Source organism: Serratia ureilytica (assembly GCF_013375155.1).
Taxonomy (GTDB): Bacteria; Pseudomonadota; Gammaproteobacteria; order Enterobacterales; family Enterobacteriaceae; genus Serratia; species Serratia ureilytica.
Genome location: NZ_JABXOF010000010.1, coordinates 42410 through 59254, shown reverse-complemented (window position 1 = coordinate 59254; position 16845 = coordinate 42410). Strand labels below are relative to the sequence as shown.

General features: G+C 59.5%; 16 protein-coding genes and 1 pseudogene. 11 read left to right on the top strand and 6 right to left on the bottom strand.

Annotated features, from left to right (window positions below; translation table 11 throughout):
• The first annotated feature begins 103 nt into the window (after window positions 1-103).
• Entirely contained in the window at window positions 104-271 is a 168-nt protein-coding gene (locus HWW83_RS18480) for a hypothetical protein (RefSeq protein WP_164489250.1), read from the top strand.
• Here the strand turns inward: HWW83_RS18480 and HWW83_RS18475 are convergent.
• The 4 genes and pseudogenes from HWW83_RS18475 to HWW83_RS18460 all read right to left on the bottom strand — a co-directional run bounded on the left by HWW83_RS18475 (window position 268) and on the right by HWW83_RS18460 (window position 3888).
• Window positions 268-886 (bottom strand): annotated as a pseudogene (locus tag HWW83_RS18475) (Fic/DOC family protein). The gene HWW83_RS18480 and the pseudogene HWW83_RS18475 overlap by 4 nt on opposite strands.
• A 194-nt stretch (window positions 887-1080) precedes the next feature.
• Window positions 1081-2073 (bottom strand): Vgb family protein, encoded by a 993-nt coding sequence (locus HWW83_RS18470; RefSeq protein WP_230079616.1) that lies wholly within the window; start codon window positions 2071-2073, stop codon window positions 1081-1083.
• 30 nt (window positions 2074-2103) lie between these two features.
• Window positions 2104-3075 (bottom strand): aldo/keto reductase, encoded by a 972-nt coding sequence (locus HWW83_RS18465; protein WP_033641894.1) that lies wholly within the window; start codon window positions 3073-3075, stop codon window positions 2104-2106.
• 12 nt (window positions 3076-3087) lie between these two features.
• Window positions 3088-3888: an SDR family NAD(P)-dependent oxidoreductase gene (locus HWW83_RS18460; RefSeq protein ID WP_049866646.1), complete on the bottom strand. Its 801-nt coding sequence runs from the start codon at window positions 3886-3888 to the stop codon at window positions 3088-3090.
• Between the two features lie 106 nt (window positions 3889-3994).
• Between HWW83_RS18460 and HWW83_RS18455 the strand changes: the two genes are divergently transcribed.
• The 6 genes from HWW83_RS18455 to chbG all read left to right on the top strand — a co-directional run bounded on the left by HWW83_RS18455 (window position 3995) and on the right by chbG (window position 10200).
• Window positions 3995-4888 (top strand): LysR family transcriptional regulator, encoded by an 894-nt coding sequence (locus tag HWW83_RS18455; protein WP_033641897.1) that lies wholly within the window; start codon window positions 3995-3997, stop codon window positions 4886-4888.
• 417 nt (window positions 4889-5305) lie between these two features.
• Window positions 5306-5623, top strand: a complete 318-nt coding sequence (locus HWW83_RS18450; RefSeq protein ID WP_004932561.1) for a PTS sugar transporter subunit IIB — start codon at window positions 5306-5308, stop codon at window positions 5621-5623.
• A gap of 12 nt (window positions 5624-5635) precedes the next feature.
• A complete protein-coding gene (gene chbC, locus HWW83_RS18445) occupies window positions 5636-6997 on the top strand; it encodes a PTS N,N'-diacetylchitobiose transporter subunit IIC (RefSeq protein WP_033641899.1) in 1362 nt (453 codons plus the stop codon).
• A gap of 43 nt (window positions 6998-7040) precedes the next feature.
• The gene (locus HWW83_RS18440; RefSeq protein WP_176589471.1) at window positions 7041-8426 is read left to right on the top strand and encodes a glycoside hydrolase family 1 protein; all 1386 of its coding nucleotides are present in this window, start codon (window positions 7041-7043) and stop codon (window positions 8424-8426) included.
• A gap of 15 nt (window positions 8427-8441) precedes the next feature.
• Window positions 8442-9290 carry a transcriptional regulator ChbR gene (gene chbR, locus HWW83_RS18435; protein ID WP_004932550.1) on the top strand — a complete coding sequence of 283 codons (849 nt, stop codon included), beginning with the start codon at window positions 8442-8444 and terminating at the stop codon, window positions 9288-9290.
• Window positions 9291-9438: 148 nt separating this feature from the next.
• Entirely contained in the window at window positions 9439-10200 is a 762-nt protein-coding gene (gene chbG / locus HWW83_RS18430) for a chitin disaccharide deacetylase (protein ID WP_033641902.1), read from the top strand.
• A 9-nt stretch (window positions 10201-10209) separates the two neighbouring features.
• On the opposite strand, the gene HWW83_RS18425 is transcribed toward chbG, so the two are convergent.
• Complete coding sequence (locus HWW83_RS18425) at window positions 10210-11589, bottom strand: MFS transporter (protein ID WP_033641904.1); 1380 nt, start codon at window positions 11587-11589, stop codon at window positions 10210-10212.
• 243 nt (window positions 11590-11832) lie between these two features.
• On the opposite strand from HWW83_RS18425, the gene pncC reads away from it, so the two are divergent.
• The 3 genes from pncC (at window position 11833) to recX (ending at window position 14073) form a co-directional block, all read left to right on the top strand.
• Window positions 11833-12321, top strand: coding sequence for a nicotinamide-nucleotide amidase (gene pncC, locus HWW83_RS18420; protein ID WP_033641905.1), 489 nt, complete (start codon window positions 11833-11835; stop codon window positions 12319-12321).
• A gap of 111 nt (window positions 12322-12432) precedes the next feature.
• Window positions 12433-13497, top strand: a complete 1065-nt coding sequence (gene recA / locus HWW83_RS18415) for a recombinase RecA (RefSeq protein ID WP_004932541.1) — start codon at window positions 12433-12435, stop codon at window positions 13495-13497.
• A 60-nt stretch (window positions 13498-13557) separates the two neighbouring features.
• Window positions 13558-14073, top strand: a complete 516-nt coding sequence (gene recX / locus HWW83_RS18410; RefSeq protein ID WP_176589470.1) for a recombination regulator RecX — start codon at window positions 13558-13560, stop codon at window positions 14071-14073.
• A gap of 40 nt (window positions 14074-14113) precedes the next feature.
• On the opposite strand, the gene HWW83_RS18405 is transcribed toward recX, so the two are convergent.
• The gene (locus tag HWW83_RS18405) at window positions 14114-14257 is read right to left on the bottom strand and encodes a hypothetical protein (protein WP_162180460.1); all 144 of its coding nucleotides are present in this window, start codon (window positions 14255-14257) and stop codon (window positions 14114-14116) included.
• Between HWW83_RS18405 and alaS the strand changes: the two genes are divergently transcribed.
• Window positions 14207-16834: an alanine--tRNA ligase gene (gene alaS / locus HWW83_RS18400; protein WP_033641907.1), complete on the top strand. Its 2628-nt coding sequence runs from the start codon at window positions 14207-14209 to the stop codon at window positions 16832-16834. The two genes, HWW83_RS18405 and alaS, sit on opposite strands and share 51 nt — an antisense overlap.
• Window positions 16835-16845 lie beyond the last annotated feature (11 nt).

The following is a 16845-nucleotide window of genomic DNA, read 5'->3' as shown; positions in this document are numbered from 1 at the left end:
GGAGTGGTGGTGAAGCTATTGCTCGGGAGTGAGAGGCAAGGGAATGAAGTCCTGTACATTCCTTGATATAATGTCTTCAGCAAATTTGCGAACAGAGGTTGTCATGAGTAACAGCAAAAAAGTGCAGGTGGGTTATGCTAAGCCGTCTCGTACGGACATTGTGCGTTCCGTGGCGACATCAACGGCGGTTGAAACAGGTCAACCCTCAGCCAGAGTTGAAGCGTCTTTAGAAGAAGCGCGTAAAAAATTTGCTCATTTACGCCTTGCCTAATACCTTCTTAGTGCTTGACTGACCCAGTGTTTCATCGGTTCGTAGTTCATGTTCATACCTGAGTGAATCGCTGAGATATATTGGGCTCTGTTTTGTTCCCAGCTTTGATAATCCAACGATTTATGCCCGCCCTGAACCGCCATCACATCGGCCAACAGCCGTGACAAACGGCCATTCCCTTCTCTGAAGGGATGTATGAGTATCAGTTCAACATGGATTATTGCAATCGCTTCTATCAGCTGTTCTTCGCTCATGGCTGAGCAAGGTGTGTAACGAGCCAGGTATTCCACCTCGAAATCGTCCAGTAGTTTGGGCAATCGCGTCGAAGGGGCAAACATAAAGCCCCCCTTTGCTGATATTGACAGTTCTTGCTTGTCCAGCCCATGCATAGATATTGCCTAACCAGCGGCGATGCCAGCCCTTGATCATCTCGACGGTGATTTTCCCTAACGGAAAATGCTGTTCGAAAACGGAATGGTAGAGCTGTTCCAGCAATACCAATTCGGCATCGTCGAGTTCATTGCTATCGGCAATACCCAGCTTGTTGGCTAGAACTTGCTCGCCGGATTCTTTCTCATATTGGCCTTCGCTGCTGGAAACATGGTATCGGCTCATGCTTACGCTCGGTAAATGAGGCGGGAGATAAGGCAAGTATAATCAGCGATACGCGGCGGAACAATTTAATTAAAATCAGGTTGTTAAGTTAGGATTAATCATAAGTATGATTAATGGCATCGAAGTAAATAGTTTCAATTTATTGGATGTTAACGATACAACGCGAGTGGCCGCCCGCTGAGGCGGCGTAGAGGTTATTGCGCGGCGGTGAGAGGCAAGGGCAGTTGATAGATGCGGAAGCTGTCGGGCACTTCGGTTTCATGGCCGGGCAGCAGGCGGTGGCGGATGCGCGACTCGCTGACGAAGGCGCAGCCTTGTGGGGTGATAGTCAGGTTGACCGGCGACTCCATGCCTTCGCGCAAAACCTCAATCCGATGCATGCCGGTCGCTTTTGGCAACGCGATCCGCAGGATCCGCCCTTGGCCGCTCTGGATCCCGTTCTCCAGCACGATCAATGCGCCGTCCGGCGCCAATCCCATTCCGTCCGGGTTTTCAATCAGGCGCGGCAGCTGCATTTCCGTCAGCTGCGGCTTTGGATCGTGATAGCTGAGAGTGTAAAGCTTACCGGTGCCGAAATTGGCGACAGCCATCAGCCGATCGTCGAGCAGCACGATCCCGGCGGCGCCCAGCCCGCTCGGAGCCGCCAACCGCGCATCCTGAAACAGCGTACTGAATGCCGCTTCGCCCGGCCGCAGGCGCAGGATGCCGCCGCCTCGGGTTTCTGTCACGTACACCGTACCGTCTGCGCCGAGCACGATATCGTTGCCCATTTCCCCCGTCGGCAGCGCCAGGCTGCGGTTGAGCGTGCCATCGGCGACGTTCAGCGCATAGATGCGGTTGGCGCGCGATTTGCCGCCGGAAAGGAAGTCCGGCGAATTGCCCCACAGCAACCCGCGCCGTTCGTCCAGCCGCAGCGCGTTTGAGGCGAACACCGTGTCAGCGCCAGGGAAAAAGGTTTCCCACGCTTTACCCGGCCGCTTGCGCAGCACGTTGCCGCTGGTGATCAGGCCGACATACAGCGTGCCGTCCGCCGCGCGGGCGATGCCGTTGGGATAAAGCGCGCCGGGCGGCAGCGTCATGCTGCTTTCGGCGCAGTGGGTATTGGCGGCGGCCTGCGCCGGAGTGGTCAGGGGGAGTGCGGCGGCGAGGGTGAACAACGCTGCTCGCGCGGTAAGCGCATATGACATGTCTTCTCTCCTGGAATGACGGAAAAGGGGCTACCAGCGATCGGGGCGGGCAGCGTGCGCCATCGGCGCCTCCAGCGCGGCCACGTCTTGCGGCGATAAGCTGAGATTAAGCGCCGCTAGCGCATCCTGCAGATGGTGCGGCTTGGACATGCCCACCAGCGGTGACGCCACGCCGGGTTTGGCCAGCAGCCAGGCCAGCGCGATCTGCGCCGGTGGAACGCCGCGCGTGGCCGCCACCTCCGCTACCGCTGCGACGGTGCGTTCTACTTCGTTTCTGCCGCCGTACCAACGGGGCGCCTGTTCGTCGGTGGCGGCGCGCAGCGTGCCGGCGTTGCCGGAACCAGCCAGCACGCCGCGGGCCAGCGGCGACCAGGGCGTCAGGCTGAGCCCCTCCTCCAGACACAGGGGGATCAGCTCCTCTTCATCTTCACGCGTCACCAGGTTGTATTGGCCTTGCAGCGAAATAAACGGCGCCAGGCGGTGCTGACGCTGAAAGGCCAGCATTTTCATCAGGCGCCAGGCGTGCAGCGAGGAGGCGCCGAGATAGCGGATCTTGCCCGCCCGTACCAGGCCGTCGAGGGTGTCGGCGGTTTCTTCGATCGGCGTTTCGGTGTCGAAGCGGTGCAGCACAAACAGATCGAGGTAATCCGTCCCCAACCGCTGCAAAGAGGCGTCGACGCTGTGCAGCAGGTGCTTGCGCGACAGCCCTCGGCTGTTCGGCTGCGCGTCCATCGGAAAGTAGGCCTTGGTGGCGATCACCACGTCTTCGCGGCGGGCGAACGCCTTCAGGGCGCGGCCGAGAATGCGCTCGCTTTCTCCGCCGGAGTAAATGTTGGCGGTATCGAAAAAATTGATGCCCGCTTCCAGCGCTTCGCGGATAAAGGGGCGCGCTTCATCTTCCTTCAGCACCCAGGGGCGCCAGGCCGGATCGCCATAGGTCATGCAGCCCAGGCAGAGACGAGACACTTTCAGGCCGCTGTCGCCAAGCCGAACGTAGTTCATGGCATCATCTCCTCAGCGCATGCCGGCGATGGTGTAACCGCCGTCCACCAGCAGGCTTTGGCCGGTGATGAAGCGGGCCTCGTCCGTCGCCAACCACAGCGCCACATCGCCGATGTCTTCCGATTCGCCCAGGCGGCCGGCGGGCGTATGGGCGATAAAGGGCGCGAACGCCGCGCTGTCGGCTACGCTGCCGCGCGCCATCGGCGTGTCGATGATGCCGGGGTTGATGTTGTTGACGCGGATGCCCTGGCCGCTGTATTCGAGCGCCACCGCGCGGATCATCGCATCGAGCGCCCCTTTGCTGGCGGAGTAGCTGGATGAGCCGGCCAGCGCGCCGTGGGTCAGCCAGGAGGAGGTGTTGATGATCACGCCGCCCGACCGCTGAGCCAGGAAGGTTTCAATCTCGTATTTCATCGCCAGCCAGACGCCTCTGAGGTTAATGGCAATCACCCGGTCAAAATCCTCGCTGCTCTGTTCGGTGATGGGGGCGAAGTTGCCGATGATGCCGGCGTTGTTGAAAGCGACGTCGAGCCGGCCGTAGTGGGCGGTCACCGCGGCGAGTAGCCGGCGGATATCGTCTTCTTGGGAGACGTCGGTCACGATGGGCAGGGCATCGCCGCCAGCCAGCGCGATATCGCGCGCCGTGGCTTCGATCTCCGCCGCGCGCCGGCCGGCCAGCGCCACGTTGGCGCCTTCGCGGGCATAGGCCAGCGCGGCGGCGCGGCCGATGCCGGTGCCGCCGCCGCTCACCAGTACGACTTTGCCCGCCAGACGGCGCGGCGTTTCATGGGTTGGAGCTGTAGCATTAATCATCGCATCGATACCTGGTAATGGGTTCGATCGCAATGCTATGTTGTTAGATGACGGATAACTATCCGCTAAAAATTCATCTCACTATTAGATAATTTATATCAATAGCATGAAGAAACCCGAACTGTCCGGCCTGGCGGCCTTCGTGGCTATCGCCAGTGAACGCAGCTTCCGCCGCGCCGCCGCCCGATTGGGCGTGACGCCGCCGACGCTGACCCACACCCTGCGCGAACTTGAAGCGCAGGTGGGCATTCGCCTGCTGAACCGCACCACCCGTAACGTCTCGCCGACGGAGGCCGGAGAGCATCTGCTGGCGCAGCTGGTGCCGGCTTTTACCGACATCGACGCCGCGCTGGAGAGCCTGAATGCGTTTCGCGAAGGGCCACGCGGCCTGGTGCGTATCAACGCGCCGCGTTCGGCGATCGATCTCGCCATCGTGCCGCATCTGGGACGGCTGGCCAGCGAATACCCCGGCATTACGCTGGAAGTGGTGGCGGACGAGGGGTTCGCCAACATCGTCGAGCAAGGCTTTGACGCTGGCATCCGGCTCGGCGAGGATCTGCACAACGATATGCGCGCGGTGCGCCTGACGCCGGATCTGCGTTTTGCCATCGTCGCCACGCCGGATTACTTTCAACGGCACGGTGAACCGACGCACCCGCAGGATTTACTGCAGCATCGCTGCATCGGTTGGCGCAAAGCTTCTTCAGGCGAGCGCTACAAATGGGCCTTTCAGCAGGGGGAGCAGCGGTTTTCCGTGGCGGTCAACAGCCCGTTGATACTCGATGACGGCAGGATGATGGTGCAGGCGGCGCTGGCGAACGTCGGCATCGCTTTTGCCATCGAGCAGGAGGCAGAGGAATACCTGGCGAGCGGGCGGCTGCGGCGGGTGCTGGCCGATTGGTGCGCGCCGTTTCCCGGTTTTTACCTCTATTACCCCAACCGCAGAAACCATTCCGTGGCGCTGGCCACGGTGATTGAGTTGCTGCGTCTGCCCACGTAATCCTCTTCGCCTGCCATCGCGTTCGGATGGCAGCAGGCGAATCAAGCTTGAACTATTTTTATTCCCTCGCCGTTTGTTCAGACGCAAATAAACCCTTAAATTCCCAGCGAGTTTATAACTTGCTGTTTATAATTGCTATTTGATTATTTATTACGAATATTCTGAGTTTTTATCGGTTGTTTGAGAGCCCGGTCACACTATTTTTTTGTGCGAAATGTGAAGGGGGTCAATCCATCAGGTCAATGAGAGACGGTTCTGTCTCCTTCTGGCTTACCGATCCTTTTTTCATGCTCCGTATACTGTCTGTAACCAGGGCAACGTGACGGAAATTTTCATAAGGAATGTGCGTGAAGCAATCGTGATTGCATCTGGCATACAAATAACACCGGGTTTTTTTGATTATCTGAGGTGCTTGGTATGGAAAAGAAAAAAATCTATCTGTTTTGTTCTGCCGGTATGTCCACTTCCCTGTTGGTATCAAAAATGAAGGCGCAGGCCGAAAAATATGAAGTGCCGGTGATCATCGCCGCCTATCCGGAAGCGCTGGCTGCGGAGAAGGGGGTTGAAGCGGATCTGATCCTGCTGGGGCCGCAGATCGCCTACACCCTGCCGGAAGTGCAGAAACAGTTGCCCAATAAACCTGTTGAAGTCATCGATCCGCTGCTGTACGGCAAGGTCGATGGGCTGGGCGTGCTGAAGGCCGCGGTGGCCGCCATCAAGAAAGCCAACCAATAACAGGAGGCCGCCGTGAATACCCTCATTGCCTCGCTCGAGAAGGTTATCCTGCCTTTCGCCGTAAAAATCGGTAAGCAGCCCCACGTCAACGCCATCAAAAACGGCTTTATCCGTCTGATGCCGCTGACCTTGACCGGGGCGATGTTCGTGTTGATCAACAACGTGTTCCTGAGCTTTGGCGAGGGATCGTTCTTCTATTCGCTGGGCGTGCGATTGGACGCATCCACCATCGAGACGCTCAATAGCCTGAAGAGCATTGGCGGCAGCGTTTACAACGGTACGTTGGGGATCATGTCCCTGATGACGCCGTTCTTTATCAGCATGGCGCTGGCCGAAGAGCGCAAGGTCGATCCCCTGGCCTCGGCGTTGCTGGCGGTGGCGGCCTTCATGACCGTCACGCCGTTCAACGTCGGCGAGGCCTATGCGGTGGGCGCCAATTGGCTGGGCGGCGCCAACATCATTTCCGGTATGGTGATCGGGCTGGCGGTGGCTGAGATGTTTGCCTTCATCGTGCGGCGCAACTGGGTGATCAGCCTGCCGGACAGCGTGCCGGCTTCGGTGTCGCGCTCCTTCTCGGCGCTGATCCCCGGCTTCATCATCCTCTCCATCATGGGGCTGGTGGCGTTCGCGCTGGCGCACTGGGGCACTAACTTCCACCAGATCATCATGGACGGCATTTCGGCGCCGCTGGCCAAGATGGGCAGCGTGGTGGGCTGGGTATACGTGCTTTTCTCTTCGCTGCTGTGGTTCTTTGGGGTACACGGTTCCATGGCGCTGGCGGCGCTGGACAGCGGCATCATGACGCCTTTCGCGCTGGAAAATGTGGAGCTGTACAATAAATACGGTTCGGTCGAGGCGGCGGTGGCCGCCGGCAAAGAGTTCCACATGTGGGCGAAACCGTTCGTCGACTCTTATATTTACCTCGGCGGCACCGGTTCGACGCTGGGCCTGATCATCGCCATCTTCATCGCCTCGCGCCGCGAAGATTACCGCCAGGTCGCCAAACTGGCGACGCCATCCGGCATTTTCCAGATCAACGAACCTATCCTGTTCGGTTTGCCGGTGATCATGAACCCGGTGATGTTTATTCCGTTCATCCTGGTGCAGCCGGTGCTGACCCTCATCACCTCGCTGGCTTACTACTCCGGGCTGATCCCGCCGATCACTAACATCGCGCCCTGGACCATGCCGGTCGGCCTGGGAGCGTTCTTCAACACCAACGGCAGCATCATGGCCCTGTTGCTGAGCTTGTTCAACCTGGCGGTCGCCACCGTGATTTATCTGCCGTTCGTGGCGATTTCCAACAAGGCGCAAAGCCAGATCGATGCGGCGACGGAAAGCGAAGAAGACATCGCCAAGGCGCTGAAATTCTAACTGTGGAACGGGGCGGCGCGGTCGCCCCGCGAGGGACGCGAATATGGAATATCAATTTGCCGACGGGTTTTGGTGGGGCAGCGCCACCTCCGCGCCGCAGTCTGAAGGGGCGGCCGCGCGCGATGGCAAGAGCCGCAACATCTTTGACTATTGGTACGAGATCGCGCCCGAGCGCTTTCACGATCGGGTGGGGCCGGCCGAGGCCTCGACCTTTTATGACCATTTCCGCACCGATATCGGGCTGCTCAAAACGCTGGGCCACAATACCTTCAGAACCTCGATCTCGTGGTCACGGCTGATCCCGGACGGGGACGGCGAGGTGAACCCGCTGGCGGCGGCATTCTACAACGCGATGATCGACGAGCTGTTGGCGCAGGGCATCACCCCGTTTATCAATCTCTACCACTTCGATATGCCGCTGTGCATGCAGCAGCGCGGCGGCTGGGAAAGCCGGGCGGTGATCGACGCCTATGCGCGTTACGCCGACATCTGCTTCGGCCTGTTTGGCGATCGGGTTACCCACTGGTTCACCTTCAACGAGCCGATCGTGCCGGTAGAGGCCGGTTACCTGAATGACTTGCACTACCCTTGCGTGGTGGACTTCAAACGGGCGGTCACCGTGGCGTATCACAGCGTGCTGGCGCACGCCATGGCGGTGCAGCGTTTCAGAGCGCGGGGGCAGCCGGGGAGCATCGGCATCATTTTGAACCTGAGCCCAACCTATCCGCGCTCCGACGCGCCGGAGGATCTGCAGGCCGCACACGACGCCGATCTGTTGCTCAATCGCAGCTTTCTCGACCCGGTCGCCAAAGGGCGTTATCCGGCGGCGTTGCTGCATCTGTTGGCGCAGCATGGGCTGATGCCTTACTGCGAACCGCAGGACACGCAACTGCTCGAAGGCGGCGTGGTGGATATCCTCGGCGTCAACTACTACCAGCCGCGCAGGGTGCAGGCGAAAGCGGGGCGCCGCGCCGGGGAGCCGATCGCGCTGCCGGAGGACTTGTTCAGTTACTATGCAATGCCGGGCCGCAAAATCAATCCGCATCGCGGCTGGGAGATCTATGAGAAGGGGTTGTACGACATTCTGATGGATCTAAAAGAGAACTACGGCAATCTGCCTTGTTATATTTCCGAAAACGGCATGGGCGTTGAGGGCGAAGAGGCGTTTATCGGCGCCGATGGGCGGGTGGAGGACGATTACCGCATCGAGTTTATTCGCGATCACCTGAAGTGGCTGCACCGCGCGCTGGCGGAAGGCTCGCAGTGCAAGGGCTATCATCTGTGGACCTTTATCGACTGCTGGTCCTGGCTGAACGCCTACAAGAATCGTTATGGGCTGGTGCGGCTGGATCGGGCGGAGCAGCGGCGCACCATCAAAAAAAGCGGCTACTGGTTTGCCGAGGCGGCCAGACGCAACGGATTTGACTAACGGGAGGCCGGGGCCGTGTCCGATAACCGAATTTCGCTGAGTGCGAACGACGTGAAGCTGATTCGCGAGCAGGATTTCTTTAACTGCAAAGACTTTCACCTGTTTATCTATAACAAGGTGGAAAGCGCCACCGGGCTGCATCAGCACGACTATTACGAATTCACCATCGTGCTGAGCGGCAAATGCTATCAGGAGATCAACGGCAAGCGGGTGCTGCTGGAACGCGGGGATTTCGTCTTTATCCCCATCGGCTCCTACCACCAGAGCTTTTACGAGTTCGGCGCGACGAAAATCTTCAACGTGGCGGTCAGCAAAGCGTTTTTTGAAGAGCACTATTTGCAGCAACTGCCGCGCTGCTTTGTCGCCTCGCAGGCCTACAGCCTGAGAAGCGAGTTTTTGGCCTATATCGAATCGGTGGTGAGTTCGCCGCAGTTTCGCGAGGACGATTTCGCCGAATTTCTCGAAACGCTGACCTTCTACGTGATCAGCCGTATTCGTCACTATAAAGAAGACACCGACGGCGGCGATGATATCCCGCAGTGGCTGAAGAACACCCTCGCCGGCATGCATGACAAGGCGATGTTCGGCGAGCGGGCGTTGGCGAACATGGTGGCGCTGTCGGGGAAAACTCAGGAGTACCTGACCCGGGCGATGCGGCGCTACTACCAGAAGACGCCGATGCAGGTGATCAATGAGATCCGCATCAACTTCGCCAAGACGCAGCTGGAGGTCACCAACTATTCGGTCTCCGACATCGCCTTTGATTCCGGCTATGGCGATGTCAGCCTGTTCATTAAAAACTTCAAGCGGCTCACCGACGTGACCCCGGGCAACTACCGAAAAAAGTGTTACGGCCCTCTTTAGGGCCGCTCCCGATCAGTATCAACGTCGATATGCCGATGAGCTTCAGGGCGCCGGTCGGTTAATCATTTGATTTTTATCTTAGCGAAGGGGAATGCCGCACCGGTCGGTCGGCCCTCCCTTGCCAAAAATTCATCCCGCGGGAGCCACTATGGAAAAACTACTGATCGTGAATGCCGACGATTTCGGTCTGAGCAAAGGACAGAACTATGGCGTTATCGAGGCGTATCAGCATGGCGTCGTTTCCTCCACCACGGCAATGGTGAACGGCGGCGGCGCGGAGCATGCTGCAGCGCTCAGCCGGCAATATCCCGGATTGCCGATCGGGCTGCACTTCGTTTTGACCCATGGCAGGCCGCTGGGCGCCATGCCTTCGCTGGTCAACGAGCGCGGCGAACTGGGCAAATGGCTGTGGCGCCGCGCCGAGGCCGGCGAGCTGCCGCTGGACGAGATTCAGGAAGAGCTGCAGCGCCAGTTCGCGCGGTTCGTGACGCTGTTCGGCAGGCCGCCGACGCACATTGACAGCCACCACCATGTGCATATGCAGCCGCAGATTTACCCGCTGGTGGAGGCGTTCGCGCTGGCGCATGATCTGCCGCTGCGCATCGATCGCGAAGAGGCGAAACGGCGCGACATTGCGTTGCAGACTCCCTGCAGCACCGACGCGTTTGACGCGGGATTCTACGGTGAAATGATTTCCGAAGCCTTGTTCTTGCAGCGGTTGGCGCGCGCCGACGAGCAGGGCGCCGAGTCATTGGAAATGATGTGCCACCCGGCCTTCCTCGACGCGACGATCCTGCAGAGCCAATATTGCCATCCGCGCCTCGCCGAGCTGGATGTGTTGACCGCGCCGACGCTGAAAGCGGCGATCGCCGAACGCGGTTTTCTGCTGGGCTCTTTCCGGGATCTGTAACGCAGCCATTTACAGCATGGCGTGCGCCTTTTTCAGACCGGTGTCTTCTTCCGGATCCGCCCCCTGAGCTGAGGGTTCCGCTTCCTGTTCTTCGGGCTGCGGCTCCTCGACATCGGGCGCCGCTTCCGGCGGCGGCATGGTGTCGTGAATGATCTGTTCATCGAAGGTTGGATTGAGCGCCGGTGACAGCGGCGAGCTGGCGAGGCTGTCCGGCAGCGCAATATGCGGCACCGGCGCGTCCTGCGCCAGCTGCGGTTCCTCTGCTTTGGCCGTCCGGCTCAGGGCTGCCAGCAGCACGCCGCACAGGGCAAAGAAGGCGTACAGAATATTGCCGCCAAGCGGCTCGATCAGCGCGCCGACCGCCAACGGCCCGATGCTGGCACCGACGCCGAACGCCATCAGCAGACAGGCGGCCAGCGAGACGCGGCGCTCCGGCTCGATCAGATCGTTGGCCAGCGCCACCGCGAGCGGGTAGAGCGTAAACTGCAGCATGCTGACGACGAATCCTACCGCCAGCAGCAGCGGAAAATCGATGTGCGGCAGCAGCGCCAGCGGCAGCGCCGCCACGATCAGCAGAATGGCGTTGAGGCGCATCAGCAAGGGGCGGTTATAGCGATCCGACAGCCAACTGAGCGGGAATTGCGCCACCAGCCCGGCGAAGATGGAGAGCGCCATGAACAGGCCGGTTTGCTGAGTGGTTAAGGACTGCAGGCTGGCGTAGACCGGCGCCAGCCCGTAAAACGAGCCCACGACCATGCCGATCACCAGCGTGGTGGCCAGCACCTTGGGAATGGCGCCGACAAAATAACGCAGTTCCATCGGCGCCGGCGACATGTGGCGCGCATTGGTGCGGGTAGTCAGAGCGATCGGCACCAGACAGAGCGCGAAGCACAGCGCGATCACCAGCAGCGTGGCGATGCCCAGATTGCTTTGCAGCATCAGCACGATCTGGCCCAGCGACATGCCGAGATAGGTCGCCGCCATATAGAAGCCGAACACCATGCCGCGCTGGTTGGATTCCGCCTGGTCGTTCAACCAGCTCTCCAGCACCATGTACTGACACATCATGCATAGGCCGATCACCAGGCGCAGCGCGACCCAGGCGGGAATGAACTCCGTCAGGCCGTGGCCCAGCACCGCGGCGGTGATGATGCCGGCGCAGGCCACGTAGGCGCGGATATGCCCGACGCGGGCGATGAGAAAGTGGCCGACCTTGCCGCCGATCACCAGCCCGATGTAGTTGGCGGCGATGATGGCGCCGATCAGCGCGCTGCTGACGTGAATGGAGGTCAGCCGCAGCGAGACGTAGGTAGTGAGCAGGCCTGAGCCCAACAGCAGCAGCAGGGTGGTGGTGTACAACGGCAAAAATACGCCCAACGTTTTTTTCACTCTATCATCCTAATCTCTTCTGGTGCGCCCTGAGACCGCCGCCGCAGCGTGCCGCCTCCGTGATGTTCCTTGTGCTGGTGCGCCGCCGCTCGATGGGGCGCTTCTTTTGATACTAGCAGCTTGGCCGGGCGCTTAAAACCGCACCTCCTGCGAGGCGCTGCGCATTTCTGCACGCCAGCCGCCGCGCCGCCTTGATAAATGCTACTATCGGGCGCATATACCTGAATTCGCGAGGGAGGGGTTATGAGTCAAAACCAACTGCGCCGGCTCAGCGTGCTGGCAGGGGAAAAACTGAAGGCGCAGGGCCGCTGGATCACCTGCGCGGAATCCTGCACCGGCGGCGGCATCGCCAAGGCCATTACCGATGTCGCGGGCAGCTCCGCCTATTTTGATCGCGGATTCGTGACCTACAGCAATGCGGCGAAGCATGACCTGCTGGGAGTGAGTGAAGCGACGTTGGCGGCGCATGGCGCGGTCAGCGAAGAGGTGGTGCGCGAGATGGCCATAGGGGCGCTGCGGGCGGCGCAGGCCGATCTGGCGCTGTCGGTGAGCGGCATCGCCGGCCCGGACGGCGGCAGCGCGGAAAAGCCGGTCGGCACCGTGTGGTTCGGCTTCGCCAGCAGCGATGGCCGGGGGCTGTCGCGCAAGATGCAATTCGAGGGCGACCGCGATGCGGTACGGCTGCAGGCGACGATTTTCGCGCTGCAAACCGCCATCGACGAATTTTTGTAAATTAGGCTTGATACTGTATGACCATACAGTATAATTAGTGACATTTCCTGCACAACATACATTCAGTGGCAGTGTGGGGTAACACCGGCATTGCGAAACGAAGGAGCAAAAATGGCTATTGATGAGAACAAGCAAAAGGCGTTAGCTGCGGCACTGGGCCAGATTGAGAAACAGTTCGGCAAAGGCTCCATCATGCGCCTGGGTGAAGACCGCTCCATGGACGTGGAAACCATCTCCACCGGCTCACTGTCACTCGATATCGCTCTGGGCGCCGGCGGCCTGCCGATGGGCCGCATCGTCGAAATCTACGGTCCGGAATCGTCCGGTAAAACCACCCTGACGCTGCAGGTGATCGCCGCCGCGCAGCGCGAAGGCAAAACCTGTGCGTTCATCGATGCCGAGCACGCGCTGGATCCTATCTATGCGAAGAAGCTGGGCGTCGATATCGACAACCTGCTGTGCTCCCAGCCGGACACCGGCGAGCAGGCTCTGGAAATCTGTGATGCGCTGACCCGCTCCGGCGCGGTTGACGTCATCATCGTCGATTCCGTGGCGGCGTTGACGCCGAAGGCGGAAATCGAAGGTGAAATCGGCGATTCGCACATGGGGTTGGCGGCGCGCATGATGAGCCAGGCGATGCGTAAGCTGGCCGGCAACCTGAAAAATGCCAATACCCTGCTGATCTTCATCAACCAGATCCGTATGAAAATTGGTGTGATGTTCGGCAACCCGGAAACCACTACCGGTGGTAACGCTCTGAAGTTCTATGCTTCGGTGCGTCTGGATATCCGTCGTATCGGTGCCATCAAAGAGGGCGACGAAGTGGTGGGCAGCGAAACCCGCGTGAAAGTGGTGAAAAACAAAATCGCTGCGCCGTTCAAACAGGCTGAGTTCCAAATCATGTACGGCGAAGGCATCAACAGCCGTGGCGAGCTGGTCGATCTGGGCGTGAAGCACAAGATGATCGAAAAAGCCGGCGCCTGGTACAGCTATAACGGCGAGAAGATCGGTCAGGGCAAGGCGAACGCCTGTAACTTCCTGAAAGAAAACCCGGCTATCGCCGCCGAGCTGGATAAGAAACTGCGCGACCTGCTGCTGCACAGCGGCGGTGAGCTGGTGGCTGCCTCCGGTGACGACTTCGAAGATGACGAAGCGGAAACCAGCGAGCAGTTTTAATCGCTGAAGATGTGCGCCGCCGTTTATGTGGTGCACATCCCCTGAATTCAGGCTTGAATGATGAATGACTTGCTAAGCCGCGCCATGCGCCTGCTGTCGCAACGCGATCATAGTGAAGCTGAACTGCGCCGCAAACTTGCGGCGCAGCCGTTTGTGGCGAAAGCCCGGTTTGGCGGCAAGGGGCCGCATGCGCCGACATCGCCGCCGCCGGTAGCCGAAGAACCGGTAGATCCCGCGCTGATCGATCAGGTTATCGTCTACTGTTACCAGCACAACTGGCTGGACGATAAGCGTTTCGCCCACAGCTACATCGGCAGCCGCAGCCGCAAAGGTTATGGCGCGCAGCGCATCCGCAGCGAACTGATGCAAAAGGGCGTGGATAAAGCGCTGGTGCAGGACGCGTTGGCGGAATGCGATATCGACTGGTGCGAACAGGCGAAACAGGTGGCGCAGCGAAAATTTGGCGATACGTTGCCAACCGACTGGAAAGAGAAAGCCAAAGTGCAGCGTTATCTGCTCTATCGCGGCTTCTTCCAAGAAGAAATTCAGTCAATTTACCGTGATTTTGCGCAATGAGCGCACACGGGGTTTTACTTCCCTCTGAAGAAAATTTATCTTATCCCCACTTTTTGTTCGTGAGCTGGTTGTCATCGTCGGGATGACGCGCCACCGGCTCACGTGTCGTTATTCTAGCCTTTCCAGGAAAATTATGAGCAAGAGCACCGCTGAGATCCGTCAAGCGTTTCTCGATTTCTTTCATAGTAAGGGTCATCAGGTTGTAGCAAGCAGCTCCCTGGTGCCTAACAATGATCCGACATTGCTGTTTACCAATGCCGGCATGAACCAATTTAAGGATGTTTTCCTGGGGCTCGACAAACGCGCCTATTCCCGCGCCACCACCTCGCAGCGCTGCGTGCGCGCAGGCGGCAAGCATAACGACCTGGAAAACGTCGGTTATACCGCTCGTCACCACACCTTCTTTGAAATGCTGGGCAACTTCAGCTTCGGCGATTACTTCAAGCACGATGCTATCAGCTACGCGTGGGAACTGCTGACCGGTGAAAACTGGTTCAACCTGCCGAAAGAGAGACTGTGGGTCACCGTGTATGAAACCGATGACGAAGCATTCGATATCTGGCAGAAGCAAATCGGCGTACCGGCCGAGCGCATTATCCGCATCGGCGATAACAAGGGCGCGCCTTTCGCTTCAGATAACTTCTGGCAGATGGGTGATACCGGCCCATGCGGCCCGTGCACCGAGATTTTCTACGATCACGGCGATCACATCTGGGGCGGCCCTCCGGGCAGCCCGGAAGAAGACGGCGACCGCTACATCGAGATCTGGAACATCGTTTTCATGCAGTTCAACCGTCAGTCCGACGGCACCATGCTGCCGCTGCCGAAGCCTTCGGTGGATACCGGTATGGGTCTGGAGCGTATCGCGGCGGTGTTGCAGCATGTGAACTCCAACTATGAGATCGATCTGTTCCGCACCCTGATCGCCGCCGTGGCGAAAGTGACCGGCGCGACCGATCTGGATAACAAATCCCTGCGCGTTATCGCCGACCACATTCGTTCCTGCGCCTTCCTGGTGTCGGACGGTGTGATCCCGTCTAACGAAAACCGCGGCTACGTGCTGCGCCGCATCATTCGTCGCGCGATCCGTCATGGCAACATGCTGGGCGCGAAAGACACCTTCTTCTACAAGCTGGTGGCGCCGCTGATCGAAGTGATGGGCCCGGCGGCCGACGAGCTGAAACGCCAGCAATCGCTGGTGGAGCAGGTGCTGAAAACCGAAGAAGAACAGTTTGCCCGCACGCTGGAGCGTGGCCTGGCGCTGTTGGACGAAGAGCTGGCCAAGCTGCAGGGCGATACCCTGGACGGCGAGACCGCTTTTCGTCTGTACGACACCTACGGCTTCCCGGTGGATCTGACCGCAGACGTCTGCCGCGAGCGCGGTCTGAAAGTCGACGAAGCGGGCTTTGAAGAAGCGATGGAAGCGCAGCGCCGCCGCGCGCGCGAATCCAGCGGTTTCGGCGCCGACTACAACAGCCTGATCCGTGTGGACGGCAGCAGCCAGTTCAGCGGCTATGATCATGACGAGCAGCAGGCGACGGTGATCGCGCTGTTCCGTGACGGCCAGCCGGTCGAGCAGATCAACGCCGGCGAAGAGGCGGTGGTGGTGCTGGACGAGACGCCGTTCTACGGTGAATCCGGCGGCCAGGTCGGCGATAAAGGCGTGCTGAAAGCCGCCGGCGCCGAGTTTGTGGTCAACGACACCCAGAAATACGGTCAGGCTATCGGCCATCAAGGCAAGCTGGCGCAAGGTTCGCTGAAGCTGAACGATCGCGTGGACGCGCAGATCGACACTGAGCGCCGCAACAGCATCCGTCTGAACCACTCCGCGACCCACCTGCTACACGCCGCGCTGCGCCAAACGTTGGGCGAGCACGTTGCGCAGAAAGGCTCTCTGGTTAACGACAAATACCTGCGCTTCGACTTCTCGCATTTTGAAGCGATGAAGCCGGAACAAATTCGTGCGGTGGAAGATCTGGTTAACCAGCAGGTGCGTCGTAACCTGCCGGTGCAGACCGAGCTGATGGCGTTGGAAGACGCGAAAGAGAAGGGCGCAATGGCGCTGTTCGGTGAGAAGTACGACGACAACGTGCGCGTGCTGACCATGGGCGACTTCTCCACCGAGCTGTGCGGCGGCACCCACGCCAGCCGCACCGGCGATATCGGCCTGTTCCGCATTCTGAGCGAATCGGGCACCGCGGCGGGCATCCGCCGTATTGAAGCGGTGACCGGCGCTGGCGCTATCGCTACGCTGCATCAGCAAAGCGATTTGTTGCAAGACGTTGCTCAATTGGTGAAGGGCGACAGCAACAACCTGACCGATAAAGTGCGCTCGGTGCTCGATCGCACGCGCGTGCTGGAAAAAGAACTGCAGCAACTGAAAGATCAGCAGGCGGCGCAGGAAAGCGCGTCGCTGTCCAGCCAGGCGAAAGTGGTTAACGGCGTGAAGCTGTTGGTCAGCCAGTTGGACAATGTCGAAGCCAAAATGCTGCGCACCATGGTGGATGACCTGAAAAATCAATTGGGTTCGGCCATTATCGTGTTGGCGACGACGGCTGATGACAAAGTCAGCCTGGTCGCAGGCGTGACCAAGGATCTGACTGACCGCGTGAAAGCCGGCGAGTTGATCGGCAACGTGGCGCAGCAGGTCGGCGGCAAGGGCGGTGGTCGCCCTGATATGGCGATGGCGGGGGGGACGGATATCAACGCCCTGCCAGCGGCGTTAAACAGCGTAGAAGCCTGGGTGGCCTCAAAGCTGTGAACATAAATAAA